The organism is Bradyrhizobium sp. SPXBL-02 (genome assembly GCF_051853065.1).
GTDB lineage: Bacteria > Pseudomonadota > Alphaproteobacteria > Rhizobiales > Xanthobacteraceae > Bradyrhizobium.
Map to the genome: position 1 here is coordinate 3,680,992 of NZ_CP182474.1, position 24,275 is coordinate 3,705,266.

Annotated in this window: 25 protein-coding genes; 18 read left to right on the forward strand and 7 right to left on the reverse strand. The window is 65.7% G+C overall.

The window, feature by feature from the left end; all coding sequences use genetic code 11:
- The first annotated feature begins 184 nt into the window (after positions 1-184).
- From dmeF to ACNJYD_RS17080, 3 genes are all read left to right on the forward strand, one after another.
- Positions 185-1,150 (forward strand): CDF family Co(II)/Ni(II) efflux transporter DmeF, encoded by a 966-nt coding sequence (gene dmeF / locus ACNJYD_RS17070; protein WP_439367070.1) that lies wholly within the window; start codon positions 185-187, stop codon positions 1,148-1,150.
- 76 nt (positions 1,151-1,226) lie between these two features.
- Positions 1,227-2,054, forward strand: coding sequence for an N-acyl homoserine lactonase family protein (locus ACNJYD_RS17075; RefSeq protein WP_439367072.1), 828 nt, complete (start codon positions 1,227-1,229; stop codon positions 2,052-2,054).
- A gap of 85 nt (positions 2,055-2,139) precedes the next feature.
- Entirely contained in the window at positions 2,140-3,018 is an 879-nt protein-coding gene (locus tag ACNJYD_RS17080) for a DMT family transporter (RefSeq protein WP_439367074.1), read from the forward strand.
- Here the strand turns inward: ACNJYD_RS17080 and ACNJYD_RS17085 are convergent.
- Both ACNJYD_RS17085 and ACNJYD_RS17090 read right to left on the reverse strand, forming a co-directional pair.
- Entirely contained in the window at positions 3,015-3,206 is a 192-nt protein-coding gene (locus ACNJYD_RS17085) for a hypothetical protein (protein WP_260379397.1), read from the reverse strand. The two genes, ACNJYD_RS17080 and ACNJYD_RS17085, sit on opposite strands and share 4 nt — an antisense overlap.
- Before the next feature lie 31 nt (positions 3,207-3,237).
- Complete coding sequence (locus tag ACNJYD_RS17090; RefSeq protein WP_439367076.1) at positions 3,238-4,395, reverse strand: MFS transporter; 1,158 nt, start codon at positions 4,393-4,395, stop codon at positions 3,238-3,240.
- Between the two features lie 178 nt (positions 4,396-4,573).
- On the opposite strand from ACNJYD_RS17090, the gene ACNJYD_RS17095 reads away from it, so the two are divergent.
- The gene (locus ACNJYD_RS17095; RefSeq protein ID WP_439367078.1) at positions 4,574-5,833 is read left to right on the forward strand and encodes an adenylate/guanylate cyclase domain-containing protein; all 1,260 of its coding nucleotides are present in this window, start codon (positions 4,574-4,576) and stop codon (positions 5,831-5,833) included.
- Positions 5,834-5,947: 114 nt separating this feature from the next.
- Here ACNJYD_RS17095 and ACNJYD_RS17100 read toward each other — a convergent pair whose 3' ends face one another.
- Complete coding sequence (locus ACNJYD_RS17100; RefSeq protein ID WP_439367080.1) at positions 5,948-7,192, reverse strand: MFS transporter; 1,245 nt, start codon at positions 7,190-7,192, stop codon at positions 5,948-5,950.
- A 171-nt stretch (positions 7,193-7,363) separates the two neighbouring features.
- On the opposite strand from ACNJYD_RS17100, the gene ACNJYD_RS17105 reads away from it, so the two are divergent.
- A complete protein-coding gene (locus ACNJYD_RS17105; RefSeq protein ID WP_439367082.1) occupies positions 7,364-8,716 on the forward strand; it encodes an Nramp family divalent metal transporter in 1,353 nt (450 codons plus the stop codon).
- 145 nt (positions 8,717-8,861) lie between these two features.
- Here the strand turns inward: ACNJYD_RS17105 and ACNJYD_RS17110 are convergent, their stop codons facing one another.
- Both ACNJYD_RS17110 and ACNJYD_RS17115 read right to left on the reverse strand, forming a co-directional pair.
- Complete coding sequence (locus ACNJYD_RS17110) at positions 8,862-9,638, reverse strand: arginyltransferase (protein ID WP_172783447.1); 777 nt, start codon at positions 9,636-9,638, stop codon at positions 8,862-8,864.
- 68 nt (positions 9,639-9,706) lie between these two features.
- Positions 9,707-10,255, reverse strand: coding sequence for an RDD family protein (locus ACNJYD_RS17115; protein ID WP_172783448.1), 549 nt, complete (start codon positions 10,253-10,255; stop codon positions 9,707-9,709).
- Positions 10,256-10,438: 183 nt separating this feature from the next.
- On the opposite strand from ACNJYD_RS17115, the gene ACNJYD_RS17120 reads away from it, so the two are divergent.
- Positions 10,439-11,074, forward strand: a complete 636-nt coding sequence (locus ACNJYD_RS17120; protein ID WP_172783449.1) for a DUF6151 family protein — start codon at positions 10,439-10,441, stop codon at positions 11,072-11,074.
- Positions 11,075-11,162: 88 nt separating this feature from the next.
- On the opposite strand, the gene hemB is transcribed toward ACNJYD_RS17120, so the two are convergent.
- Positions 11,163-12,224 (reverse strand): porphobilinogen synthase, encoded by a 1,062-nt coding sequence (hemB, locus tag ACNJYD_RS17125; protein WP_172783450.1) that lies wholly within the window; start codon positions 12,222-12,224, stop codon positions 11,163-11,165.
- Positions 12,225-12,346: 122 nt separating this feature from the next.
- Between hemB and ACNJYD_RS17130 the strand changes: the two genes are divergently transcribed.
- The 12 genes from ACNJYD_RS17130 to ACNJYD_RS17185 all read left to right on the forward strand — a co-directional run bounded on the left by ACNJYD_RS17130 (position 12,347) and on the right by ACNJYD_RS17185 (position 22,969).
- The gene (locus ACNJYD_RS17130) at positions 12,347-12,850 is read left to right on the forward strand and encodes a DUF6163 family protein (RefSeq protein ID WP_439367085.1); all 504 of its coding nucleotides are present in this window, start codon (positions 12,347-12,349) and stop codon (positions 12,848-12,850) included.
- A 511-nt stretch (positions 12,851-13,361) separates the two neighbouring features.
- Complete coding sequence (gene ldtR / locus ACNJYD_RS17135; RefSeq protein WP_025036696.1) at positions 13,362-13,880, forward strand: transcriptional regulator LdtR; 519 nt, start codon at positions 13,362-13,364, stop codon at positions 13,878-13,880.
- A gap of 199 nt (positions 13,881-14,079) precedes the next feature.
- Positions 14,080-14,316: a hypothetical protein gene (locus ACNJYD_RS17140; RefSeq protein ID WP_439367087.1), complete on the forward strand. Its 237-nt coding sequence runs from the start codon at positions 14,080-14,082 to the stop codon at positions 14,314-14,316.
- A 37-nt stretch (positions 14,317-14,353) separates the two neighbouring features.
- Positions 14,354-14,575, forward strand: coding sequence for a hypothetical protein (locus ACNJYD_RS17145; protein WP_025036694.1), 222 nt, complete (start codon positions 14,354-14,356; stop codon positions 14,573-14,575).
- Positions 14,576-14,837: 262 nt separating this feature from the next.
- A complete protein-coding gene (gene glyA, locus ACNJYD_RS17150) occupies positions 14,838-16,136 on the forward strand; it encodes a serine hydroxymethyltransferase (RefSeq protein ID WP_212255127.1) in 1,299 nt (432 codons plus the stop codon).
- Between the two features lie 29 nt (positions 16,137-16,165).
- On the forward strand, positions 16,166-16,648 hold the full coding sequence (nrdR, locus tag ACNJYD_RS17155) for a transcriptional regulator NrdR (RefSeq protein ID WP_011087793.1): 483 nt from the start codon (positions 16,166-16,168) through the stop codon (positions 16,646-16,648).
- Positions 16,645-17,793: a bifunctional diaminohydroxyphosphoribosylaminopyrimidine deaminase/5-amino-6-(5-phosphoribosylamino)uracil reductase RibD gene (ribD, locus tag ACNJYD_RS17160; protein WP_439367090.1), complete on the forward strand. Its 1,149-nt coding sequence runs from the start codon at positions 16,645-16,647 to the stop codon at positions 17,791-17,793. The genes nrdR and ribD overlap by 4 nt, the downstream gene beginning before the upstream one ends.
- Positions 17,793-18,422 (forward strand): riboflavin synthase, encoded by a 630-nt coding sequence (locus tag ACNJYD_RS17165; protein WP_172783456.1) that lies wholly within the window; start codon positions 17,793-17,795, stop codon positions 18,420-18,422. Before ribD ends, ACNJYD_RS17165 begins: the two co-directional genes overlap by 1 nt.
- Before the next feature lie 62 nt (positions 18,423-18,484).
- Positions 18,485-18,976, forward strand: a complete 492-nt coding sequence (gene ribH / locus ACNJYD_RS17170; RefSeq protein ID WP_172783457.1) for a 6,7-dimethyl-8-ribityllumazine synthase — start codon at positions 18,485-18,487, stop codon at positions 18,974-18,976.
- A 4-nt stretch (positions 18,977-18,980) separates the two neighbouring features.
- Entirely contained in the window at positions 18,981-19,475 is a 495-nt protein-coding gene (nusB, locus tag ACNJYD_RS17175) for a transcription antitermination factor NusB (protein ID WP_172783458.1), read from the forward strand.
- Positions 19,476-19,612: 137 nt separating this feature from the next.
- Positions 19,613-20,611 (forward strand): thiamine-phosphate kinase, encoded by a 999-nt coding sequence (gene thiL / locus ACNJYD_RS17180; protein ID WP_439367093.1) that lies wholly within the window; start codon positions 19,613-19,615, stop codon positions 20,609-20,611.
- A 237-nt stretch (positions 20,612-20,848) separates the two neighbouring features.
- The gene (locus tag ACNJYD_RS17185) at positions 20,849-22,969 is read left to right on the forward strand and encodes a sodium-translocating pyrophosphatase (protein ID WP_172783460.1); all 2,121 of its coding nucleotides are present in this window, start codon (positions 20,849-20,851) and stop codon (positions 22,967-22,969) included.
- A 172-nt stretch (positions 22,970-23,141) separates the two neighbouring features.
- Here the strand turns inward: ACNJYD_RS17185 and ACNJYD_RS17190 are convergent, their stop codons facing one another.
- Positions 23,142-24,155 carry a Bug family tripartite tricarboxylate transporter substrate binding protein gene (locus ACNJYD_RS17190; protein WP_172783461.1) on the reverse strand — a complete coding sequence of 338 codons (1,014 nt, stop codon included), beginning with the start codon at positions 24,153-24,155 and terminating at the stop codon, positions 23,142-23,144.
- Between the last annotated feature and the right edge of the window lie 120 nt (positions 24,156-24,275).

The window sequence follows — 24,275 nt, forward strand, 5'->3', positions numbered from 1 at the left end:
CAAGAACTAAACGGGACGCGATGCTTGGGCCTGTCGCCTCGTGGGGAGATCGCTCAAATCCCCATGGCACAGATTACAGCGAAACTAAGAAGCACTGTCAATCCGCGGGACGATTGGACCTTAGAAAATTGCTGCCTGCCGTCTATATTGCAGGCCAACGGACCTGAATTTTCTGGAGAATTCGATGCATTCCCATTCCATCGAACAATGGACCCATGACCACGCCTTCCTGGGCGAGAAGCACGACGAGAACGAGCGGCGCACCTGGTTCGTGGTGGTGCTGACGTTGGTCATGATGGTCGGCGAGATCGTCGCCGGCTCGCTGTTCGGTTCGATGGCGCTGCTCGCCGACGGCTGGCACATGGGCACGCATGCGGCGGCGCTCGGCATTGCCGCCTTCGCCTATCGCTTCGCGCGGCGGCATCTGGGCAATGCGCATTTCACCTTCGGCACCGGCAAGTTCGGCGATCTTGCCGCCTTCGCCAGTGCGATCATCCTGGGCCTGATCGCAGTCGAGATCGCCTACGAGAGCGTGCTGCGGCTGATCAACCCGGTGCCGATCGTCTATGGTGAGGCGATCGCGGTGGCCGCTCTCGGGCTGTGCGTCAACCTCGCCAGTGTTTGGCTGCTGCGCGACAGCCACGATCATCACCATCACGGTCATGGCCATGCGCATGATGACCACGACGATCATGGCCACGACCATGATCACCACCATCATCATCACCACGACAACAATCTCCGCGCGGCTTACGTCCATGTCATGACGGATGCCGCAACGTCCGTGCTGGCGATCGCGGCGCTTGCCGTCGCCATGTATTCGGGCTGGGTCTGGGCCGATCCGGCGGTGGGCCTGATCGGCAGCATTGTGATTGGAAGCTGGGCATTCGGCCTGATCAAGTCATCCGGTGCGGTGCTGCTCGACGTGCGCGCCGACGAGAAGCTGGAGCGGGTGATCCGCGCCCGCATGGAGGTCGGCGAGGATCGCGTCACCGACCTGCATCTCTGGCAGGTCGGACCCGGCCACTGCGCCGTGCTGCTCTCGGTCGTGTCGGACAAGCCGAAGCAGCCGGCCATCTACAAGCGGCGGCTGGCGGGGTTGAAGGGCCTCAGCCACGTCACGGTCGAGGTCGAGACCTGTCCGCATTGACAGGGGCCGGAATTCTGCTGCGCAGCCGGGGTTGATACTCGATCGCAGCCAGCATGGCAGTATGGGAGGACCGATGATGCGCATGACCAGGCTCGCTCTTGCCATGGCTGCACTGGCGCTATCAAACCCTGCGGCGCTGGCGCAATCGGACAAGACCGGCGTCGAGAAACTCTACGTGCTCAATTGCGGGGAGGGCACCGCGGGTGACATCTCGCGCTGGACGCCCGGCCTGAACGAAGGCAAGGCGATGGACTTCGTCGACACCTGCTATCTGATCAAGCACGCCAAGGGCTGGTTCCTGTGGGACACCGGCATCGCCGATGCCGTCGCGGCCATGCCGAACGGCTTGGTACCGGCCGATCCCAAGGCCGTCACCTGGCGCCGGCCGAAGACCCTTGCAGCCCAGCTCGAGCAGCTCGGCATCAAGCCCGACGACGTCAAGGCCATGGCGGTCTCGCACACGCATCCGGACCATACCGGCAATGTCGAGCTGTTCCCGCAGGCTGTGCTCTACGTACAGAAGGCGGAATATGATTGGCCCGGCGCCAACAACACGCCGCGCTTCAAGCCCTCGCACCCGGCCGAGCTGCTCACGGGCGACAAGGATGTCTTTGGCGACGGCAGCGTGACCATCCTGTCGACGCCCGGCCACACCCCCGGACACCAGTCGCTATTGGTGAAATTGCCGAAGACCGGCGCGGTGGTGCTGTCGGGCGATGCGGTGCATTTCAGGGATAATTGGGACAACCGCCGCGTGCCCAGCATGAACGTCGACAAGGACCAGAGCGCGGCCTCGATGCAGAAGATCGCCGACACGCTGGCCAAGGAGAAGGCGCAGCTCTGGATCAACCACGACAAGGCCCAGCGCGACAGCCAGAAGATGGCGCCGGAGTTTTACGACTAGTGCACCCTAGCTCGCTGTTGCCACACCGGCGGCAGCAGGGGTGTGTGTTAACTGCCCGCAAAAGCTCCGGAATGGGAGACGATGCGTGGGGGAGTGGCTCGGGGTTGCGATCGCGCTTGTCTCGAGCAGCTTAGGGGGCACCGCGGCGGCGATCACCCGCTATCTCGTCGGCGGGGCCGATCCGGTTCTGCTGGCGATCCTGCGCTGGGGGATCGGCTTCCTCTGCCTGCTACCATGCGCGCTGCTGCTTCGCGTGCGCTGGCCGCAGCGATCCGACTGGCCGGCAGTCGTGCTGCTCGGCATCTGCTTCTTCGGCCTGTTCTTCATCCTCTACAATATCGCGGTGTCCTACACGACGGCGGCGCGCGCAAGTCTCGCGCTGGCGACGCTGCCGCTCCACACCATGGTGGTTGGCGCAATCCTCGGCGTGGAGCAATTGACGGTGCGGAAGATGACGGGCGTGGGCATCGCCGTGCTCGGCGTCGCGGCGGCGCTCGCCGCGGGCCTCGCGCAAAGTCCGCCGGGCGCGTGGCGCGGCGAGCTGATCATGACCGCGGCCGTGTTCTGCATGGCGTTCTACAATGTACTGTCGCGCCCTTTGATGCAGCGTTCCAGCGCGCTCGGCTTCCTCACGGTCGGCATGGGCTCGGGCGCTGCGGTGCTGGTGCTAGCGGGTTTCGTGACGGGCAGCTTTGCGGCGCTCGATCATTTCACCACGGGGCAGTGGATCGCCGGCATCTATCTCGGCGCCGGCGGCGGCGCGCTCGCCTTCATCCTCTGGGTCATGGCGCTGGCGCGGGCGACGCCGACCCGGGTCGCCAACACCATGACGGTCAATCCGATCGCCGCCACAGTGCTGGCCGCGCTGCTGATCGGCGAGCCGATCACGGCAAACCTTTTGATCGGGCTGGTTGCGGTGTTCGCGGGGATCTGGATTGCGACCAGCGAAGCGAAGCCGGCCTAGCTCTTCGGCGCGGTCGCCATCGGCGGGCTCGTCTCCGGCGTCTTCTTCGGCTTCAGCGTGCCGGCGTAGAACGAGAGCAGCCAGACCAGCAGGACGGCGAGAAGATAGACGCCCCAGGCCTGTGGCGGCGTGGTCGCCCAGCGCAAGAGGCCTTTGAACGTGCGTGGCGGGCTGTTGTCGTCGCTCATGGACCGCTTGTGCGCGAAAGCTCAGGTCTGGTCAATCCGGCCGCCGCCCGGCGCGGATCAGGAACAGCGCGGCCAGTGCCGAGAGGCTGAGCGCGGATGAGACGATCAGCACCTTGGCGCCCATGAGGTCGATGAGCAGGCCGAAGGCGAGCGGCGCCACCGCCTGCGCCATCCGTGCCGGCGCGCCGATGATGCCGAGGCGGTAGCCGAAATCCTTCGGGCCGAAGATCGACAGCGGCAGCGTGCCGCGCGCGATGGTCAGAACGCCGTTGCCGGAGCCATGGAACAACGCGAACGCGCTCGCCGCAGCGCCGCCGAAGATAGCGACGATCACGGCACCGACCGGGTGGGTGAGGCAGGCGAGCCGCGTCGACCACAGCGGATGGAAGCGGCTGAGAAAGCCGGCTTCCAGCATGCGGGCACCGACTTGCGCCGGGCCGATCAATGCGCCGGCCGCGATCGCCTCGGCCGGCGTGGCCCCCGTCGTCTCCAGGATGCGCGGGAAATGCGCGGCCATCGCGCCGGTGACGGTCCAGACCGCCGCGAAGATGAAGGCAAGCAAGATCATGGTGCGGTCGAGCGGCACATGCGGCTTCTCGGCCGTGGCCGCCGCCTGCTTGGCGCCCTTGATGGCCGGCAGCATGAAGAAGTTGAGCGGCAGGCCGATAAGAATGTTGGCAGCGGCCCAGGCAAAACAGGTCTCGCGCCAGCCGATATGGGCGAGGCCCCAGGCGGTGAGCGGCCAGCCGACGGTGGAGGCGAACCCCGCCATCAGCGTGATGCCGGTAATCGGCCGGCGCGCCTCGGTGCCGTAGATGCGCCCCAGAGCGGCGAAGGCGGCATCGTAGAGTCCCATCGCCATGCCGATGCCGAGCACGAGCCAGGCGATCGCCATCACCGTCACGGACTGCGAGAGGCCGAGCAGCACGAGGCCGGCGGCAATGGTCAGGTTGGAGGCCGACAGCACCTGACGGCCGCCGACGAGATCGATCTGCCGTCCGATGCGCGGGCCGAGCATTGCCGAGATCACCAGCGCGGCCGAGAACGCGCCGAAGATCCAGTTGGAGGAGACACCGAGATCGCGCCCCATGGGGTCGGCGAGCAGCGCCGGCAGATAATAGCTGGAGGCCCAGGCCAGGGTCTGCGTGGTGCCGAGCGCCAGGATGATCGGAAGCTGGCGCTGGCTCATCTGCGCATGCTTCCGATTCTGGCCGGCAACGTCATCATCATGAGCATTTGCCGCCCGCGCGGCGAGTGCGTCAACCGGGGCTGCGGCATATTCGACCTGCGCGGGAGGGGGAACCTCGCGCTCGGCTTACGCGTGGCTTGCGCCTTTCGCCCGTCACGAATGCACGCCATAATGGCGCATGCAATTGACCTCGCGCCTTTCGCTGATGAACTGGCTGACCGGCCAGGGGCTCACGGGCCTGCCTGAAAATGAACTGCTCCGCGGCTTCTGCGAGCGCTGCTGCGCCGAGGGGCTGGAACTGTCGCGTGGCCTCGTCGTCATCGACACGCTGCATCCGATCTATGAGGGCCGCGGCTTCCGCTGGAGCGATCGTCCCAGCAACGAGAGCGATGCCTTCGAATACGGCTCGACCGCAGACGGCGACGCCGCCAAGAGCTGGCGCCGCTCGGTGTTCTTCCACATGCTCGAGAATGGCGACGACGAGATGGTGATCGATCTCGCCGATGCGCCGTCGATGGATTTCTCGCAGATCGGCGAGCTCGCCGAGAAGGGCCACAAGCACTATCTCGCCTTCGTCCACCGCTTCGGCGAGAACGGCGCGCTCGGCCTGATGGATTGCCTCTATTCCTGCTGGACCACCCGCCGCGAGAGCGGTTTCTCCGGACTGGAGCTGGAAGCGCTGCGCGATCTGGTTCCGGTGCTGGGGCTTGCGATCAAGTCGGCGCAGCAGGTCGACATCGCGCGCACGCTCGGCCGGGTCTATCTCGGCCGTGACGCCTCCGAGCAGGTGCTGCGCGGGCGCATCTCGCGCGGCGTCACCGAGCGCATCAACGCCGTGCTGTGGTATTCGGATTTGCGCGGCTCGACGGGGATCAGCGAGAGCATCGGTCCCGACGAGATCATTCCATTCCTCAACGACTATGCGCAGGCCGTGATCGATCCGATCCACGAAGCCGGCGGCGACGTGCTGAAGCTGATCGGCGACGGCGTGCTCGCGATGTTCTGGGGCGAGGACATGGCGGATGCGCGGCGTGCGGCGCTCCGCGCCGAGCACCTGTTCCGCAAGAACGTCGCCGCGCTGAACGAGCGGCGGGCGGCGGAGGGCCGTCCGACCACGTCGGCCTATATCGGCCTGCATGTCGGCGAGGTCTTCTACGGCAATATCGGCAGCGAGGACCGGCTTGATTTCACCGTGGTCGGCCCGACCGTCAACGAGGTCAGCCGCATCGCTTCGATGAGCCGCTCTGTCGATCGCGAGCTGCTGGCTTCGTCGGAGTTCTACAAGGGCCTCGACGCCGCCGGTCGCCGCTACCTCGTCTCCACCGGCCGCTACGCGCTGCGCGGCATCGGCCGTGCGCAGGATCTCTATACGCTTGATCCGGAAGTCGATGCGAGCGAGCCGGTAAAGGGAAGCTACGAGCGCTATCTGGCGGGTTAGTCTCCGCGGTCTCAACATACGCCGTCATTCCGAGCGCAGCGAAGCAATCCAGATTCGTCCGACGGACGACCCTGGATTGCTTCGTCGCTACGCTCCTCGCAATGACGGCTGTGGCTAGCACCGCGCCGCCGCTGCATCTCCCACCATGTCCGGCTGCCGGTCCAGTCCCACCGCCGGTGACAGCAGGATCACCAACGCCTGCACGCCGAACATGGCCGCAGCGAGATAGAGGCACGCTTCCGCGCTCCAGAGGCCGCCGACGATCGCGCCCAGCGCCGAGCCGAGCGGGCGGGCGCCGTAGCTCATGATGTTGATGGCGGAGACGCGGCCGAGCAGGCGCGGCGGCGTCACGGACTGGCGCAGCGTCGTGGTCGAGATCACCCACAGGATCGGGCCGACGCCGAGCAGGAAGAAGCTCAAGCCGGCAAGCCAGGGCGAGGGGAACAGCACCGTCGATGCCATCACCAGGGAGGCGACGAAGCCGGTGACGGGCCCGAGCCCCACCACGGTGCCAAAGGCGATGCGCTGCATCACGCGCGTGGCAAGGAGCGCGCCGATCACCATGCCGACGCCGTACATCGTCAGCACCGTGCCGACACCGGCAGCGCTCAGGCCGAGATGGCGCACGGCGTAGGGCACGAACACCGCGATCTGCAGGAACCAGCCGGTGTTGAAGATGAACTGGGTGATGAACACCGGTCGCAGCAGCGGATGGTGGAACACGAAGGCCGCGCCTTCGCGGATGTCCTGGAGCGGATGCCGCCGCGGCGCCGGCGCGCGCGCGGGCTCGTAGATGCCGGACAGCAGCACAACGGCAATGGCCGACAGCGCCGCGGCGAAGCCGAACGCCGGGCTCGCGCCCCACCATCCCACCAGCGCACCGCCGAGTGCGGGGCCGCTGGCGAAGGCGATGGTGCGCGCCAGCTCGATGCGCGCATTCGCTGCCGGCAGCAGGTCGGAGCTCACCAGCGCCGGCACCAGCGCCGGCGCCGCCACGCTGTAGACGACGGTGCCGCACACCGCGGCGAAGCCGAGCAGGGCCAGCAGCGGCAGATTGAGCGCCCCCAGCGCGAGCAGGACCACGACGGCCGCGAGCGCCACGGCCCGCAGCGCCTCGGCGCTCGCCATCAGCCTGCGGCGGGAGATGCGGTCGGCGAGCACGCCGGCGGGGATGGCGAACAGGACGAAGGGCAGGGTGAGCGCGGTCTGGAGCAGACCGGTCTGCCCTTCGGCTACTCCCAGCGTCAGCACGGCCACGATGGGCGCCGCCGCGAGCGCAATCTGCTCGGCCGACTGCGCCGCGAGATTGGACCAGGCAAGGCGGTTGAAGGTGTCAGGGAGGCGAGGCGGCGTTGACATGGCGCATATCCTGCGAAGGCGAATTTGCGCCAATGTTGGCCCCCGACGACCACCAAACCCACCCGCTTCCCGACAAGAGGCGATTTCCCCATGCTCCGCGGCGGGAACACTTGCCGCTAGATGCAGTTGCAAATGAGTTGCAATAAGAACGAAGTTGGGTATTCTGCCGATATGGATGCCCGATCACCCCACATGACGCCTGACCTCGCCGGCTGGCGCGCTGATGCGCCCACCACCAAGAGCCTCGCTGAGGTTAATTCCACAGTCGCCATTCCCGCCGCGGGCCGCTGGTGGCGGCGGCTGCTGGCCTTCGTCGGGCCGGGATACCTCGTCTCGGTCGGCTACATGGACCCCGGAAATTGGGCGACCGACCTCGCCGGCGGGTCGAAGTTCGGCTACACGCTGCTCTCCGTCATCCTGCTCTCGAATTTGATGGCGATCCTGCTCCAGTCGCTGGCGGCGCGGCTCGGCATTGTCACCGACCGCGATCTCGCCCAGGCCTGCCGCGCCACCTATTCGCCGGCGGTGAACTTCCTGCTCTGGCTCGCCTGCGAGGCGGCGATCATCGCCTGCGATCTCGCCGAGGTGATCGGCACGGCGATCGCGCTGAAGCTGCTGTTCGGCATTCCGCTGATCGGCGGCGCATTGCTCGCCGCGCTCGATGCGTTCCTGCTTCTGATCCTGATGAACCGTGGTTTCCGCTTCCTGGAGGCTTTCGTCATCGCGCTGCTGGCGGTGATCGCGGTCTGCTTCGTGGTTCAGATCGCGGCGGCGGCTCCGCCGGTGGCGGAGGTCTTGCGCGGCTTCGTGCCGAAGAGCGAGATCTTCACCAATTCCGACATGCTCTACATCGCGATCGGCATCATCGGCGCCACCGTGATGCCGCATAACCTCTACCTGCACTCCTCGATCGTGCAGACGCGCGCCTATGAACGCAACGACACCGGCCGGCGCGAAGCGATCAAATGGGCGACGACGGACTCGACCATCGCACTGATGCTGGCGCTGTTCATCAACGCAGCGATCCTCGTCGTGGCCGCCGCGACCTTCCACAAAAGCGGTCATTCCGACGTCGCCGAGATTGGACAGGCCTTCGAGCTGTTGTCGCCGTTGCTGGGGCTCGGCATCGCCTCGACGCTGTTCGCGGTGGCGCTGCTCGCCTCGGGCCTCAATTCGACGGTCACCGCGACGCTCGCCGGCCAGATCGTGATGGAGGGCTTTCTCAACCTGCGCCTGCCCAGCTGGGCGCGCCGCCTGCTCACGCGCGGCATTGCCATTGTCCCCGTGATCATCGTCACGGCGATCTATGGCGAGCGCGGCACGGCGGATTTGCTGGTGTTCAGCCAGGTCGTGCTGTCAATGCAGCTGCCTTTTGCGGTGATCCCGCTGGTCCGCTTCGTCTCCGACCGCCGCAAGATGGGCCAGTTTGCGATACCGACATCGGTCGCCGCGGTCGCCTGGATCGTCGCCGGCGTTATCGTGATTTTGAACGTGAAGCTGCTGGCCGATACGCTGTTCGGCTGAGTGGCGCCGCCACGTTGCTGTCATCGCCCGCGAAGGCGGGCGATCCAGTACTCCGTGAGGCCTGCGATAGAACCGAGAAGCTGCGGCGTGCTGGATGCCCCGCCTTCGCGGGGCATGACGGAGAGCGAGTGCGCGTTAGCTGAGCTTAGTCCTGCGGCTCGGATGCCGTATCGCCCTGAGCATCGACCCGAAGCCAGCCTGACGGGGCAAGGCGCTGCTGCGGCAGGAAGCGGGCCTTGTAGTCCATCTTCTTGGAGCCCTCGATCCAGTAGCCGAGATAGACGTAAGGCAGGCCCTGACGTCGCGCGCGCGCGATGTGGTCGAGGATCATGAAGGTGCCCATCGAGCGGCTGACCTGGCCAGGATCGAAGAACGAATAGACCATCGACAGGCCGTCGCTGAGGACGTCCGTGAGGGCTACCGCGATCAGCTCCTCGCCGCGGCCGGTGATGCCGCTGTCGGGACCGCGCTTGCGGTATTCGATGATGCGGGTCTCGACATGGCTGTCCTCGACCATCATGGCGTAGTCGAGCACGGTCATGTCGGCCATGCCGCCGTGGCGGTGGCGGGCGTCGAGATAGGCGCGGAACACCGAATATTGCTCGGAGGTCGGCACTGCGCTGCGCTGCTCGCCGATGATGTCGGCGTTGCGGGCCATCACCTTGCGGAAGTTGCGCGAGGGGCGGAACTCGTTGGCGATGACCCGGACCGAGACGCAGGCCCGGCACTGGTCGCAGGCCGGCCGGTAGGCGATCGACTGGCTGCGGCGGAAGCCGCCATGGGTCAGCAGGTCGTTGAGATCACCGGCGCGGTCCCCCACGAGGTGCGTGAACACCTTGCGCTCATGCCGGCCCGGCAAATACGGGCAGGGGGAGGGCGCCGTGAGGTAAAATTGTGGGGTGTCGCGCGAGTGCTGGGTCAAGGGACGTCGTGGGCCTCCAAAACAGGCATCAGCATCGCGCTCCAGAAGCCCCCGGTCAATCGATTAGCTCACCACGTCCGCGCCGCCTGGGGTGCGGGTATGCGAACCGAATTGTTGATTACGACCGTTCCCAGCACGAAGTCGTGCAGCAGGCGACGGCGGCCGTTGAACAGGCCGACCAGCACCACGAATGGCGACAGGAACGAGACCGTCACCCAGAACAGCACGGCATGGGTGGCGCCGAGCACGAAATAGCCAGGCGCGCCGTACCAGGTACGCAGCTCCAGGTCCATCAGGCGCATGCCGACCGTGGCGGAGGACGGACCGCCGATGCTGGCGCCGTAATAGACGATGGCCCAGATCACGGAGGCCGGCCAGGCGATCCAGAACAGCGCCCAGCCGATGCCGAGGGTGACCACGCCGAACAAGGCGATGAAGATGTAGCCGAGGATCACCGGGACCGAGATCACGACCATGTCGATCAGGAAGGCGAACACCCGCCGCGTCGCGACGCCCCGGAACAGGTCCGGATGCAGGTCGGGGTCGTAGGCGTGCGGTTGCATGGCGCCGTCATTGCGCCAGGCGCCGCCGTCATTTGGCGAACCAGAATATGACACGAGCTTCCCCTTCCGCTTTTGGATATCTCACCGCAGCACATGGGAACAGCCAGGCCGCACGCCAAGGCTGTCGGCCCAGTACCACCGCAAAATATTCCGGCGATTCGGCGGCCGTGGCCGCTTGCGCGGTCCGTGATTTGCACCATGCTGGGGCGGGGTGATCCCTCACAGGAACGATTTTCAATGGATCGTCAGATCGAATTGCGTTGCCGCTGTGGCGGGGTCTGCGCCGTCGTCACGGGCGTGTCGCGGCAGACCGTCAATCGCGTGGTCTGCTACTGCGACGACTGCCAGGCCTTTGCACACCAGCTCGGTCGCGCCGATCTGTTGAATGCGAAAGGCGGCAGCGACATTGTCCAGGTCGCGCCATCGACGCTTACATTCGTGCAGGGGCAGGACCGGATCGCGGGGGTGCGGCTGACCCCGAAAGGCCTTTATCGATGGTATGCAAGCTGCTGCAACACACCGGTCGGCAACACCCTTTCGCCGAGCATTCCCTTCGTCGGCATCATCGCGCAGGCGTTCGAGGGTGGCACGCCGGCGGTCGACGAAGTCGCGGGAGCGCCGATCGGCGCCATTCTCGGCAAGTACGCGGTCGGCGAGCCACCAGCGGGCGCGACGGGACTTAATCTTTCTCTCATCCTGCGCGCCATCGGCAAGGTGCTGGCATGGAAGCTGCGGGGGAAGGCATCGCCGCATCCGTTCTTCAAGCGGGCGACGCGCGAGCCGATCTATCCAATCACCGTGCTGTCGCGCGAGCAGCGCGAGGCACTGCGTCCGTTGTGCGGGCCTCAGCCGAACGCGCAAGCGGCGGGTTGAGTGTTGCAGCGGTAAGGTGCGGGTAACTCTGCCCTCGCGTCCCGACAAGCGCCGCGCAGAGCCGGGACCCGGACGCCCGCAAGTGGGATCAAGCCTGGGCCCGCAGCTTCTCCGCGGCCTTCGGCGCAAAATAGCTCAGCACGCCGTCGGCGCCGGCGCGCTTGAAGGCGAGCAGGCTTTCCATCATGGCGCGGTCGCCGTCGAGCCAGCCGTTGTTCGCGGCCGCGGCGATCATCGCGTATTCGCCGGAGACCTGATAGGCGAAGGTCGGCATCGCGAACGTGTCCTTCACGCGGCGGACCACGTCGAGATAAGGCATGCCGGGCTTCACCATCACCATGTCGGCGCCCTCGGCGATGTCGAGCTCGACCTCGCGCAGCGCTTCATCGGTGTTGGCGCTGTCCATCTGATAGGTGCGCTTGTCGCCGGTGAGCGTCTTGGCCGAGCCGATGGCGTCACGGAACGGGCCATAAAAGGCGGAGGCGTATTTGGCCGCATAGGCCATGATCTGCACGTCGAGCAGGCCGGCGCGATCCAGCCCCTCGCGGATCGCGGCGACGCGGCCGTCCATCATGTCGGAGGGCGCGATGATGTCGCAGCCGGCTTCGGCCTGCACCAGGGCCTGGCGCACCAGCACGGCAACCGTCTCGTCGTTCAAAATCTTGCCGTCGGAGATCAGGCCGTCATGGCCGTGGCTGGTGAAGGGATCGAGCGCGACGTCGCAGAGGATTCCGATCTCCGGAAACTCCTTCTTGATCGCGCGCACGGCCTGGCAGACCAGGTTGTTCGGGTTGGTGGCTTCGGAGCCTTCCTCGTCGCGCAGGGAGGGATCGGTGTAGGGAAACAGCGCGATGCAGGGAATGGTCAGCTTCATGGCGCGCTCGGCCTCGCGCACGGCCTGGTCGACGCTGAGACGGTCGACGCCGGGCATCGAGGCGACCTGCTCGCGCTTGTTGGTGCCGTCGATCAGGAACAGCGGCCAGATCAGATCGTCGGTGGTGAGGACGTTCTCGCGCACCATTCGCCGGGCCCACTCGGCCTTGCGGTTGCGGCGCGGACGAACGGTCAGATCGAGGGCATGCGGCACTGCCGTGCTGTCCCGGCGCGAAACGTCGCGCAATTCGATCGGACGTCCGTATTTGATCGCCATTACTCTTCCTCCGGCTGGAACTATTCTTATACCAGCTCGCACGGTTCCCGTCACCGCGGCTTGACCTGCCGCAAGGGATGGCAGGCGATTGATTTTGCGGGCCGAAGCAGCCAGAAGGGGCCATGTCCGAGATCTCCACCCGCGATACGGCCCAGGGCGGCGTCAATGCCAGGGACGCTGCCCGAGACACTGCCCGAGAGAGCGCGCTCTCGGTGGCGGCGATCTCCTCGGAGCGCTCGGAGTCCGACGACAATGTCTGGACCCGCCGGCTGGTGCTTTTCCTGCGGGTGATGGCGCTGCTCTCGATCCTCAAAGGCCTCTATCACTGGGCGCAGGTCACGGGCTTCGTCGGCGGCGAGGATGAGGCGTTCGAGAACCAGTCGATGGCCTGGCAGGCCGCGACCGTCTACTTCGCCGTGATCGAGCTCGTCGCCGCCGTCGGCCTCTGGCTGGCAACGCCATGGGGCGCGGTGGTGTGGCTGACGACCGTGGTGTCAATGGCCGTGATCGAGCTGATGTTCCCGGGGATCTACGGCGGCAGCCTCGTCGTGGTCGGCGTCGAGGTCTTCATGCTCGCCGCATATCTCGCGCTCGCCTGGATGGCCGCGCGCGAGCGGCCGCCGTAGCGCGGCAACGGCTTGGATAGATGCTCTCGTGCCCCGGAAGCAGCGCAGCGCGCTGCGCTTGCGGCGTGATGCGTTGCAGAGCCGGGGCCCATCTCTCCGACATCTCGTTTGTGGCTTCTGGGTCCCGGATCTTCGCTTCGCTCGTCCGGGACACGAGCGGAGTTGTGCGCGTTTGGTTGACCGCTGGTTGCCTAAAATTCGCGGTAAGTTTTCATTGACCAGCCGGTTCCGCCACAGCTCTTACGCATGCGTTTCGAAACAGGGCGGGGTTGTTCTGGAATGCGACAACAGGGGCGGACGGAGGGTGAACAGGACCTTGCGAAGGTCAACAGAGGCTTTCGAAAAGTGCTTGTGGCACAGGCTTAATGCGCAATTCACTGTCTTAAATTCATGATCTCTTTATTCTCTTATTTAAGCCGATCTTCAAACGCGCCCCTTAAGTTGCAGCTATCAGACGGGACACAAGTTTCGTCGAATAAGTGTCGATAAAAACGACAACAGGGGAAGTGTCATGATGAAAGCCGTCGCAACTGCGGCAGATACCGCAGAGCGCGTCTCCGGCCAGCAGGGTTCGGTGCAGTCGCTCTATCTGGAAGCTTTGACTCTGGTGGAGCGGCTGCATCGCCGGCTCCTCGACGTGATCAAGGACGAATTCGATCGCCGCGGCCGTGCGGACATCAACTCGGTCCAGGCGCTCTTGCTCTACAACATCGGCGACAAGGAGCTGACCGCGGGCGAATTGCGCACGCGCGGTTACTATCTCGGCTCCAACGTCTCCTACAATCTGAAGAAGCTCGTCGAGCTCGGCTTCCTCGATCATCAGCGCTCGCGCGTCGACCGCCGCTCGGTGCGCATCCGCCTGACCCCGCAGGGCCAGGAAGTCCGCCGCATCGTCGATGCGCTCTACCAGAAGCACGTCAAGACGGTGGAGCAGGTCGGCGGCATCTCCGGCGACGAGTTCGCGACCCTCAACAAGTCGCTGCACCGTCTCGAGCGGTTCTGGACCGACCAGATCCTCTATCGCCTCTGAGTTTTAATGGGATCAGGGCGAAGCCGGCCCGCAACAAGACCGGCAGCCCTCCCGAACGTGCCTGACTTCCCCAAGCGCGCCGGTCCGGAGTTGCCCCCGGGCCGGTGCGTTGATGTTTTTGCACCTGCGAAAAAATCCCTGGCTGCCAGGAACCAGTTCCCGGCTCGGCGCTTATCTCCTTCGGATCGGAGAAACGTCGATGCTGGTCGAGCGCGGGCTTCAGGTGATGAACGTGGAACTCGTCAGCGAGGCCTATGCTATCGCCGCGAACTACCTTCGCCGCTCCGGGGCGATCCCGGACACTTTCGTCACCGATGAACGCCTGCTCGGCCTGATCGTCAAGCTGCTTCAACAGGGCGAATTCAACAAGATCAGGCTGGCCAACAAGGCCATCGCCCGGTTCCAGGCGCAGACCGAGGCCAGAGCGGTTGCCTGATCAAAACCCCCAAGATCCCGCCGAACCAGAGGATGCCATGGAAGCCGCCATCGACCGCATCATGCAGACCTATGACCTGCTCGCCAACCGCACCGCGGCGGCCAGCGCCGAGGCGCGTGAAAAGGTCACGAACTACCTCAATATCCTGATGGAGGCCGGCGAGACCGACACCCACAGGTTGACCGTCTGCGGCCTGACCTATCTGCGCCAGCTCGACGGCAGCGTCGACCCGGTGAAAGCGGGGTATACGGGGCTGTGAGGAGGGGCGCCGGCTGCGCCCGATGGCAGCTGGCAAAGATGAGGCCCAAAGCGGCCCCACCCGGATATTGATGGGCAGGGGTCTTGCAAAACCGCTCCCGGGCTGACCCCCCAATCCCACCATATCTTGCATAAATATCAGGCCCGACCCGCAAATGCTTGGCCTGTTGCGGGCGATGTGGTAGATCGCGCGTGCTTCCGACCGCCACACCAGACCCGCCCGTAGCCCGCCAAAAGGCTGCGGCGGTGGAGATATTCGCAAGATGACCCTCGCAAAAACCGCCTCCGCGCCCGATTCGTTTTTCACCGCCTCGCTCGAGCAGGCCGATCCGGAAATCGCCGCCGCCATCAAGGGCGAGCTCGGCCGGCAGCGCCACGAGGTCGAGTTGATCGCCTCCGAGAACATCGTCAGTCGGGCCGTGCTGGAAGCGCAGGGTTCGGTCATGACCAACAAATACGCGGAAGGTTATCCGGGGGCGCGCTACTACGGCGGTTGTGAGTGGGTCGACGTCGCCGAGAACCTTGCGATCGATCGCGCCAAGAAGCTGTTCGGCGCCAATTTCGCCAACGTGCAGCCGAACTCCGGCAGCCAGATGAACCAGGCGGTGTTCCTGGCGCTGCTGCAGCCCGGCGACACCTTCATGGGTCTCGATCTCGCCGCCGGCGGCCATCTCACCCATGGCTCGCCCGTCAACATGAGCGGCAAATGGTTCAAGGCCGCGCACTACACGGTGCGCCGCGAGGACCAGATCATCGACATGGACGCAGTGGCCAAGCAGGCCGAGCAGGTCAAGCCGAAGCTGATCATCGCCGGCGGCTCCGCCTATTCGCGCGCCTGGGATTTCAAGCGCTTCCGCGAGATCGCCGACAGCGTCGGCGCCTACCTCCTGGTCGACATGGCGCATTTCGCCGGGCTCGTCGCCGGCGGCGTGCATGCTTCGCCCGTGCCGTATGCGCACGTCACCACCACCACGACGCACAAGTCGCTGCGCGGTCCGCGCGGCGGCCTCATGCTGTGGAATGACGAGACGCTGACCAAGAAGCTCAACTCGGCGATCTTCCCGGGCCTGCAGGGCGGTCCCCTGATGCACGTGATCGCGGCGAAGGCGGTCGCCTTCGGCGAGGCGCTGCGTCCGGACTTCAAGGTCTACGCCAAGAACATCGTCGAGAACGCCAAGGCCTTGGCCGAGACCCTGAAGGGTCATGGTCTCGACATCGTCTCCGGCGGCACCGACAATCATCTGATGCTGGTCGATCTCAGGCCGAAGGGCCTGAAGGGCAACGTCTCGGAGAAGGCGCTGGTCCGCGCGGCCATCACCTGCAACAAGAACGGCATTCCGTTCGATCCGGAATCGCCCTTCGTCACCTCGGGCATTCGGCTCGGCACGCCGGCTGCGACCAGCCGCGGGTTCGGCGTCGCCGAATTCCAGCAGGTCGGCGGCATGATCGCCGAGGTCCTCAACGCGATCGCGCAATCCTCCGACGGCAAGGCGCCGCTGGTGGAGGCTGCGATCAAGGAACGGGTCAAGGCGCTCACCGACCGGTTCCCGATCTATCAGTAAGGTCCAAGAAAACCTTTCAAGGTACACGGATGCGCTGCCCGAACTGCAACAGTCTCGATACGCAGGTAAAGGACTCGCGTCCGACCGAGGACTCGTCCGTGATCCGCAGGCGGCGCGTGTGCGTCGCCTGCAATTTCCGCTTCACCACCTTCGAGCGCGTGCAGCTGCGTGAGCTCACGGTGATCAAGCGCAACGGCCGCCGCGTGCCGTTCGACCGCGACAAGCTGATGCGCTCGGTCCAGATCTCACTTCGCAAGCGGCAGGTCGAGCCGGAGCGGGTCGAGAAGATGGTCTCCACCATCGTGCGCGAGCTAGAGACCGGAGGCGAGGCCGAGATCTCCTCGGAGGTGATCGGCGAGACCGTGATGGAGCATCTGCGCACGCTCGATGACGTCGCCTATGTTCGCTTTGCCTCGGTCTACCGCAATTTCCGCGAGGCCAAGGATTTCGCCGACGTGCTCGGCGAGCTCTCCGGTGAGGAGGAAGCGCGGCTCGCCGCGATCCGCAAATGATCTTCCGCATCCTGGAAGACCAGTTCGCGCAGAAGGCCCGCGAGGCCAAGGATGCTGATCGCCGTTTCATGGAGCTGGCGCTCGCGCTGGGCAGGCGCGGGCAGGGGCGGACCTGGCCCAATCCGGCCGTGGGCGCCGTCATCGTCAAGGATGGCGTCATCGTCGGCCGCGGCTGGACGCAGCCGGGCGGACGGCCACATGGCGAGCCCGAAGCGTTGCGGCGCGCCGGCGAGGCTGCGCGGGGCGCCACGCTCTATGTCACGCTGGAGCCGTGCTCGCATTTCGGCAAGTCGCCGCCTTGCGCCGATGCGGTGATCGCCGCCGGCATCAAGCGGGTGGTGGCGGCGATCGAGGACCCCAATCCGGAAGTGGCGGGGCAGGGCCATGCGCGCTTGCGCGCTGCCGGCATCACGGTGGATGTCGGTCTTTGCGCGGCGGAGGCCGCGTTCGACCATGCCGGCCATTTCCGCCGCATCCGGGACAAGCGTCCGCATGTGATCCTGAAGCTCGCGGTCTCGCCCGACGGCAAGATCGGTGCGGCCGGCGGCAAGCCGCTTGCGATCACGGGCGAGGCGGCACGCAATCGCGTGCATCTGCTCCGCGCGCAAAGCGACGCCATCCTGGTCGGCATCGGCACGGTGCTGGCGGATGATCCGCAGCTCAACTGCCGCCTGCCGGGCATGGCGGAGCGCTCGCCGGTGCGTGTGGTGCTCGACCGCAGCCTGCGCATACCCGCATCGAGCCAGCTGGTTCGATCCGCGCGCGAGACGCCGCTTTGGGTGATCGCGTCCGAGCTTGCGGAAGCGGCCGCCGCGACACGCCTTGGCGCGGCCGGTGCGCAAATCATGCGCATGCCTCCGGGGAGTGCATCCGGGCTCGATCTGGCGATCGTGCTGCAGGCGCTGGGAGAGAAGGGCATCACGCGGCTGATGGTCGAGGGCGGCAGCCGCGTTGCGGCGTCCTTCGTCGCGGCCGATCTCGTCGACGAGATATGGCTGTTCCGCGGCGCGGAAGCGGTCGGCGACGGCGGCGTCGATGCGCTCGATGCATTGCCCCTGTCGAAAATCACGCAGTCGCCGGCCTACAAGGTTCATGCTAGCGAGACCTACGGCAAGGATACTCTCACCATCTACGAGCGCGCGTAATGTTCACCGGCATTGTCACCGATATCGGCGAGATCGTCAGCTTCACGCCAACGGCGCAGGGCCAGCTGCACCGGCTCCGCATCGCCTGCCGCTACGATCAGAGCACGATTGCGGACGGCGCCTCGATCGCCTGCAACGGCGTCTGCCTGACCGTGGTCGCCTCGGGCGTTGCGGACGGCAGGGACTCTAAGCAAAGGACCTGGTTCGAGGTCGATACCGCGGCCGAGACGCTGGCGCTGACGACGGCCAAGCACTGGAAGGTCGGGACGAAGCTCAACCTCGAGCGCGCGCTGAAGATCGGCGATGAGCTCGGCGGCCATATCGTCGCCGGCCACGCCGACGGCATTGCAACCATCGTCAGCCGGGAGGACTTGCCGGATATGGCGCGGTTCGTGCTCTCGACGACGCGGGAGCTGGCACGATTCATCGCCACCAAGGGCTCGATCACGCTCGACGGCGTCTCGCTGACGATCAATACGGTTGCAGACGTGACCTTTTCGGTGCTCATCATTCCGCACACGCTTGATGTCACGACGATCGGCAGCTGGAAGGCGGGCTCCGAGGTCAATATCGAGGTCGATCTGATGGCCCGTTATGCGGCGCGGCTGACGGAAATGACGGTCTCTTAGAACTTGGCTTACATGCTGCCGGCGACTACATAGCGCCGACCCCATTCGAAACGGATTGAACGATGGCAGACGCGCGGCGCGCACCCCTGAAGGACCAGACCGACATTTCCGGCGCGCGCGCGCTTGTAGTCGAGGCAAGGTTCTATGACGATCTCCAGGATGCGCTGCTGGACGGCGCAGTCGCCGAGCTGAAGGCAGCCGGCCTGACGCATGACGTCATCACGGTTCCCGGTGCGCTGGAGATCCCAGCGGCAGTGGCCATCGCGGTCGATGCCGCCGCGGCGAACGGCAAGCCGTATGACGCGGTGATCGCGCTCGGCTGCGTGATCCGCGGCGACACCATCCATTTCGAGATCGTCTCGCAGGAATCCTCGCGCGCGCTGATGGACCTCGCGGTGGCGCGAAAGCTGCCGCTCGGCAACGGCATCCTCACCGTCAACACCGAGGCGCAGGCCTGGGCGCGGGCGCGCGCCAGCGAGCTCAACAAGGGCGGCGATGCCGCGCGCGCCGCGCTTGCGATGCTGCGCATCAAACGCCGCCTGGCGCAGGCCTGAAGCCATGGCTGAGATCAAGAAACCGGCGGGCGTTCCGGAGAAGAAGGCGAACCGGCGCGGTGCGGCGCGGCTCGCGGCCGTCCAGGCGCTCTACCAGATGGACATCGCCGGTGCGGGCATCAACGATATCTTTGCCGAGTTCGAAAGCCATTGGCTCGGCAACGAGGTCGAGGGCGACACCTATCTGCCGGCGGAAGCTGCCTTTTTCCGCGACGTCGTCTCGGGCGTCGTACGCGACCAGAAGAAGCTCGATCCCCTGATCGACGAGGCGCTGTCGAAGGGCTGGCCGCTCAAGCGGATCGAGGCGATCCTGCGGGCGGTGCTGCGGGCCGGGGCCTATGAGCTCCAGCACCGCAAGGACGTGCCCGGCAGGGTGGTGGTCTCCGAATATGTCGACGTCGCCAACGCCTTCGTCGATCGCGAGGAGACCGGCATGGTCAACGCCGTGCTCGACCAGATCGGCCGGCAGTTTCGTGGCGACGAGTTCGGGCGGGGGTAGTCACACATTCCGCTGTCATCACCCGCGTAAGCGGGTGATCCAGTACGCCGCGGCAGCGGTTATTGAGATCGGCTTCTCGGCGTACTGGATCGCCCGGTCAAGCCGGGCGATGACAGCGGAGGGTGGAGTTGGCGCCGATGACGAACGCACAGGATCCCTCCGGCGAAGACTCCCTCATCGCGCGCTATTTCAAGCCGCTGGCGACCGATCCCGGCGCGTTCGGGCTGGTCGACGACGCTGCGGTCCTGTCCTCGTCCGGCGAGGACGTCGTCGTCACCACCGACGCTATCGTCGAGGGCGTGCATTATCTTGCCGGTGATCCGCCTGACACCATCGCGCGCAAGGCGCTGCGGGTGAACCTGTCCGATCTCGCGGCGAAGGGAGCAACGCCAGCAGGCTTCGTGCTGACGCTGGCGCTGCGCAGCAAGGATGACGCCTGGCTGCGCCCCTTTGCGGACGCGCTGGGCGAGGACGCCAAGACCTTCGCTTGTCCTCTGCTCGGCGGCGACACGGTGTCGACGCCGGGCCCGCAGATGATCTCGATCACTGCCTTTGGCCGTGTGCCTCGGGGACGGATGGTCGGCCGGACCGGCGCAACGCCGGGCGACCGCATCCTGGTGACGGGGACGATCGGCGATGCCGCGCTCGGCCTCGACGTGCTCAAAGACGGCGCTGTGGCCGCCGCGCTGGCATCCGATCCCGCGGCACGGGATTTTTTGGTCTCGCGCTATCGGGTGCCGCAGCCGCGCAACGTGCTGGCGCGGGCGGTGCGCGACCATGCCACCGCAGCGATGGACGTCTCCGATGGCCTCGCCGGCGATCTGACCAAGCTCTGCGCCGCGTCCGGGGTCTCGGCCTCGGTCGACGTGACGAGCGTGCCCCTCTCGGCCGCGGCGGCCGGCCTGCGCGCCCGCAGCGTCGTGTCTGTCGAGACGCTGCTTGCCGGAGGCGATGACTACGAGGTGCTGTGCACCGCTCCGCCGGCACAGTGTGACGCGCTGATTGCCGCGGGGCGGGCCCTGGGCGTTGCCGTGACCGCGATCGGTACGATCACGGAAGGGCAGAAGCCGCCGCGCTTCCTGGATGGTCAGGGCCAGGACCTGCTTTTGACGCGGCTGTCCTACAGCCACTTCTAGCAATTGCTCCAACCCGGCATCTTAGTTCTCAGCACTTGGTCCTAAATACCTGCCGAGATCGGCCTTTTCGGCCTTATCCGGCGTTGCACCCTCAATTTGATTTTGGCAAGCTCGCGGCCGACTGGAGCCGCCCCTTAAGGGCAAGGGGGCGGCTTTGTTCAAAATCAAGGCGCCGCACCGCACGACGGAACACAAAAGGCGCCGGGGGTACATCAAGGAATCTGAGGCAAAAATCACATGACAGCATTATGGTTGATAGTGCTCTGCGGAGCGCTTTCCGTCGCCTACGCGATTTGGGCGACGTCTTCGGTGTTGGGCGCGGATGCGGGGTCGCCGCGCATGCAGGAGATCGCAGGTGCCGTGCGCGAAGGCGCACAGGCGTATCTCCGGCGCCAGTACACCACGATTGGTATCGTCGGCATCGTCATCTTCGTGCTGCTTGCCTATTTCCTCGGGCTCTATGTCGCGATTGGTTTCGCCATCGGCGCGATCCTGTCCGGCGCTGCGGGCTTCATCGGCATGAACGTCTCGGTGCGCGCCAATGTGCGCACCGCCCAGGCTGCGACGACGTCGCTCGCCGGCGGCCTGGAGCTCGCCTTCAAGGCGGGCGCCATCACCGGACTTCTGGTGGCCGGTCTCGCGCTGCTGGGTGTGACCCTCTATTTCGGCTTCCTGGTCCACTCGCTGAAGCTCGCGCCCGATAGCCGTGTCGTCGTCGACGCCCTGGTGGCGCTCGGCTTTGGCGCCTCGCTGATCTCGATCTTCGCCCGTCTCGGCGGCGGCATCTTCACCAAGGGTGCGGACGTCGGCGGCGACCTCGTCGGCAAGGTCGAGGCCGGCATTCCCGAGGACGATCCGCGCAACCCCGCGACCATCGCAGACAACGTCGGTGACAACGTGGGCGACTGCGCCGGCATGGCCGCCGACCTGTTCGAGACCTATGCGGTGACCGCGGTCGCCACCATGGTCCTGGCGGCGATCTTCTTCGCCAAGACGCCGATCCTCGCCAACATGATGACGCTGCCGCTCGCGATCGGCGGCATCTGCATCATCACCTCGATCATCGGCACCTTCTTCGTCAAGCTCGGGCCGAGCCAGTCGATCATGGGCGCGCTCTACAAGGGCCTGATCGCGACCGGCATCCTGTCGCTGATCGGCATCGCCCTGGTGATCTACTACCTGATCGGCTTCGGCAAGCTCGACGGCGTCAACTACACCGGCATGGCGCTGTTCGAGTGCGGCGTGGTCGGTCTCGTCGTCACCGCGCTGATCATCTGGATCACCGAATACTATACCGGGACCGACTATCGTCCGGTGAAGTCGATCGCCCAGTCCTCGGTCACCGGCCACGGCACCAACGTGATCCAGGGCCTCGCCATCTCGATGGAAGCGACCGCGTTGCCTGCGATCGTGATCATCGCCGGCATCCTGGTCACCTACAGCCTCGCCGGGCTGTTCGGCATCGCGATCGCGACCGCCACCATGCTGGCGCTGGCCGGCATGATCGTCGCCCTCGACGCCTTCGGCCCCGTCACCGACAATGCCGGCGGCATTGCCGAAATGGCGGGGCTGCCGAAGGAGGTGCGCAAGTCGACCGACGCGCTCGATGCGGTCGGCAACACCACCAAGGCGGTCACCAAAGGCTACGCGATCGGCTCGGCCGGTCTGGGTGCACTGGTGCTATTCGCGGCCTACAACGAGGACCTCAAGTTCTTCGTGGCCCGCTCCGCGCAGCATCCCTACTTCGCCGGCGTCAATCCGGACTTCTCGCTGAACAATCCCTACGTGGTGGTGGGCCTGCTGTTCGGTGGCCTCCTGCCGTACCTGTTCGGCGCGATGGGCATGACCGCGGTCGGCCGTGCGGCCGGCGCGATCGTCGAGGAGGTTCGTCGCCAGTTCCGCGAGAAGCCGGGCATCATGCAGGGCACCGACAAGCCTGACTATGGCAAGGCGGTCGACCTGCTGACCCGCGCGGCGATCAAGGAGATGATCATCCCCTCGCTGCTGCCGGTGCTCTCGCCGATCGTCGTCTACTTCCTGATTTATGCGATCGCGGGCGGCGGCGCGGCCGGCAAGTCGGCGGCGTTCTCGGCCGTCGGCGCGATGCTGCTCGGTGTGATCGTGACGGGTCTGTTCGTCGCGATCTCCATGACCTCGGGCGGCGGCGCCTGGGACAACGCCAAGAAGTACATCGAGGACGGTCATTTCGGCGGCAAGGGCTCTGATGCCCACAAGTCCGCGGTGACCGGCGACACCGTCGGCGATCCCTACAAGGACACGGCGGGACCTGCGGTGAACCCGATGATCAAGATCACCAACATCGTGGCCCTGCTGCTGCTGGCGATCCTGGCGCACTGAGCGGCGGTGGTGAAAGACAAAACCCCGCGGTGCAAACCGCGGGGTTTTTGTTTTATTGATCCGCCGCACTCACCACGTCATTGCGAGGAGCTCTTGCGACGAAGCAATCCAGGGTCTTTCCACGGAGAGATTCTGGATTGCTTCGCTTCGCTCGCAATGACGAGGGAGAGACCTACTGCACGTCCATCTGCAGGCCTTCCTTCTGGATGATGCCGGCGAACTTCTTCGTCTCGGCGTCCACGAAGGCGGCGAACTGCTCCGGCGTGCCGTAGTCGGCACGGGCGCCCATGGCGGCGATCTGCTTCTTGACGTCGTCGCGCTCCAGCATCGCCTTGACCTGGAGATTGAGCGCATTGAGCACCTCGGGCGAGACGCCCTTCGGCAGGAACACGGAGAACCAGGAGGAGATGTCGAAGTTCGCGAGCTCCGGTGCGCTCTCGCGCATCGTCGGCAGGTCTTTCGCGAGCTCGCTGCGCTCGGGCGTGGTGACGCACAGGCCGTTGAGCGTGCCGTTCTGCACCTGCGGCAGGCTCGGATAGAGGTTGTCGAACAGGATCTGAATGTCGCCGGCGAGCGCCGCCTGCAACGCGGGTCCGGCCCCACGGAACGGGATGTGCGTCATCTTCAGGCCGGTGAGCTGGAGGAACCAGGCGCCGGTGAGGTGAGGGCTCTGGCCGACGCCTGAAGAGGCGTAGCTGAGCTTGTCCGGATTGGCCTTCAGGAACGCGATCAGCTCGGGAATCGACTTGATGCCGGTCTTCGGATGCGCCGAGACGATGTTCGGAATCCGGATCATGTTCGAGACCGGCTGAAGCTGCTCCGGCTTGTAGCTGAGGTTCTTGAAGATGCTGTAGGCGATCGCGTTCGGGCCCGGATTGCCGACCAGGATGGTGTGACCATCCGGCTTGGCGCGCACGGCCTCGGCCGTGCCGATGGTGCCGCCGCCGCCGGAGCGGTTTTCCACCACGGCCGACTGGCCCCAGGCGGCTTGCAGATGCGCAGCCAGGAGCCGGCCCATCACGTCGGTCGAACCGCCGGCCGCGGCCGGCACGATGAGCCGAACGTTCTCTGTGGGCTTCCAGTCGGCAAGGCTCGATCGCGGCAGAAAAGCTGCGGCCGAAAGGCCGGCAGCACCGGCGAGCACGCGACGGCGCGACAATAAAGTGTTTTGAAATTTCTTGGGCACGAATCCACTCCTGCTTCTTGCTTTGCAGGAAGCGTAGGGAACGCTACGTGCGACCGCAAGTCGCGCGCGACGACAAGTGCCGCGCAGAGGGCGGCACGACGACGCAGGCGCGAAGCCATT

Coding starts and splice junctions, on each gene's coding strand:
- dmeF (WP_439367070.1), top strand. CDS start 185: ATGCATTCCCATTCCATCGAACAATGGACCCATGACCACGCCTTCCTG.
- ACNJYD_RS17075 (WP_439367072.1), top strand. CDS start 1,227: ATGCGCATGACCAGGCTCGCTCTTGCCATGGCTGCACTGGCGCTATCA.
- ACNJYD_RS17085 (WP_260379397.1), bottom strand. CDS start 3,206: ATGAGCGACGACAACAGCCCGCCACGCACGTTCAAAGGCCTCTTGCGC.
- ACNJYD_RS17090 (WP_439367076.1), bottom strand. CDS start 4,395: ATGAGCCAGCGCCAGCTTCCGATCATCCTGGCGCTCGGCACCACGCAG.
- ACNJYD_RS17095 (WP_439367078.1), top strand. CDS start 4,574: ATGCAATTGACCTCGCGCCTTTCGCTGATGAACTGGCTGACCGGCCAG.
- ACNJYD_RS17100 (WP_439367080.1), bottom strand. CDS start 7,192: ATGTCAACGCCGCCTCGCCTCCCTGACACCTTCAACCGCCTTGCCTGG.
- ACNJYD_RS17105 (WP_439367082.1), top strand. CDS start 7,364: ATGGATGCCCGATCACCCCACATGACGCCTGACCTCGCCGGCTGGCGC.
- ACNJYD_RS17120 (WP_172783449.1), top strand. CDS start 10,439: ATGGATCGTCAGATCGAATTGCGTTGCCGCTGTGGCGGGGTCTGCGCC.
- hemB (WP_172783450.1), bottom strand. CDS start 12,224: ATGGCGATCAAATACGGACGTCCGATCGAATTGCGCGACGTTTCGCGC.
- ACNJYD_RS17130 (WP_439367085.1), top strand. CDS start 12,347: ATGTCCGAGATCTCCACCCGCGATACGGCCCAGGGCGGCGTCAATGCC.
- ldtR (WP_025036696.1), top strand. CDS start 13,362: ATGATGAAAGCCGTCGCAACTGCGGCAGATACCGCAGAGCGCGTCTCC.
- ACNJYD_RS17140 (WP_439367087.1), top strand. CDS start 14,080: ATGCTGGTCGAGCGCGGGCTTCAGGTGATGAACGTGGAACTCGTCAGC.
- ACNJYD_RS17145 (WP_025036694.1), top strand. CDS start 14,354: ATGGAAGCCGCCATCGACCGCATCATGCAGACCTATGACCTGCTCGCC.
- glyA (WP_212255127.1), top strand. CDS start 14,838: ATGACCCTCGCAAAAACCGCCTCCGCGCCCGATTCGTTTTTCACCGCC.
- nrdR (WP_011087793.1), top strand. CDS start 16,166: ATGCGCTGCCCGAACTGCAACAGTCTCGATACGCAGGTAAAGGACTCG.
- ribD (WP_439367090.1), top strand. CDS start 16,645: ATGATCTTCCGCATCCTGGAAGACCAGTTCGCGCAGAAGGCCCGCGAG.
- ACNJYD_RS17165 (WP_172783456.1), top strand. CDS start 17,793: ATGTTCACCGGCATTGTCACCGATATCGGCGAGATCGTCAGCTTCACG.
- ribH (WP_172783457.1), top strand. CDS start 18,485: ATGGCAGACGCGCGGCGCGCACCCCTGAAGGACCAGACCGACATTTCC.
- nusB (WP_172783458.1), top strand. CDS start 18,981: ATGGCTGAGATCAAGAAACCGGCGGGCGTTCCGGAGAAGAAGGCGAAC.
- thiL (WP_439367093.1), top strand. CDS start 19,613: ATGACGAACGCACAGGATCCCTCCGGCGAAGACTCCCTCATCGCGCGC.
- ACNJYD_RS17185 (WP_172783460.1), top strand. CDS start 20,849: ATGACAGCATTATGGTTGATAGTGCTCTGCGGAGCGCTTTCCGTCGCC.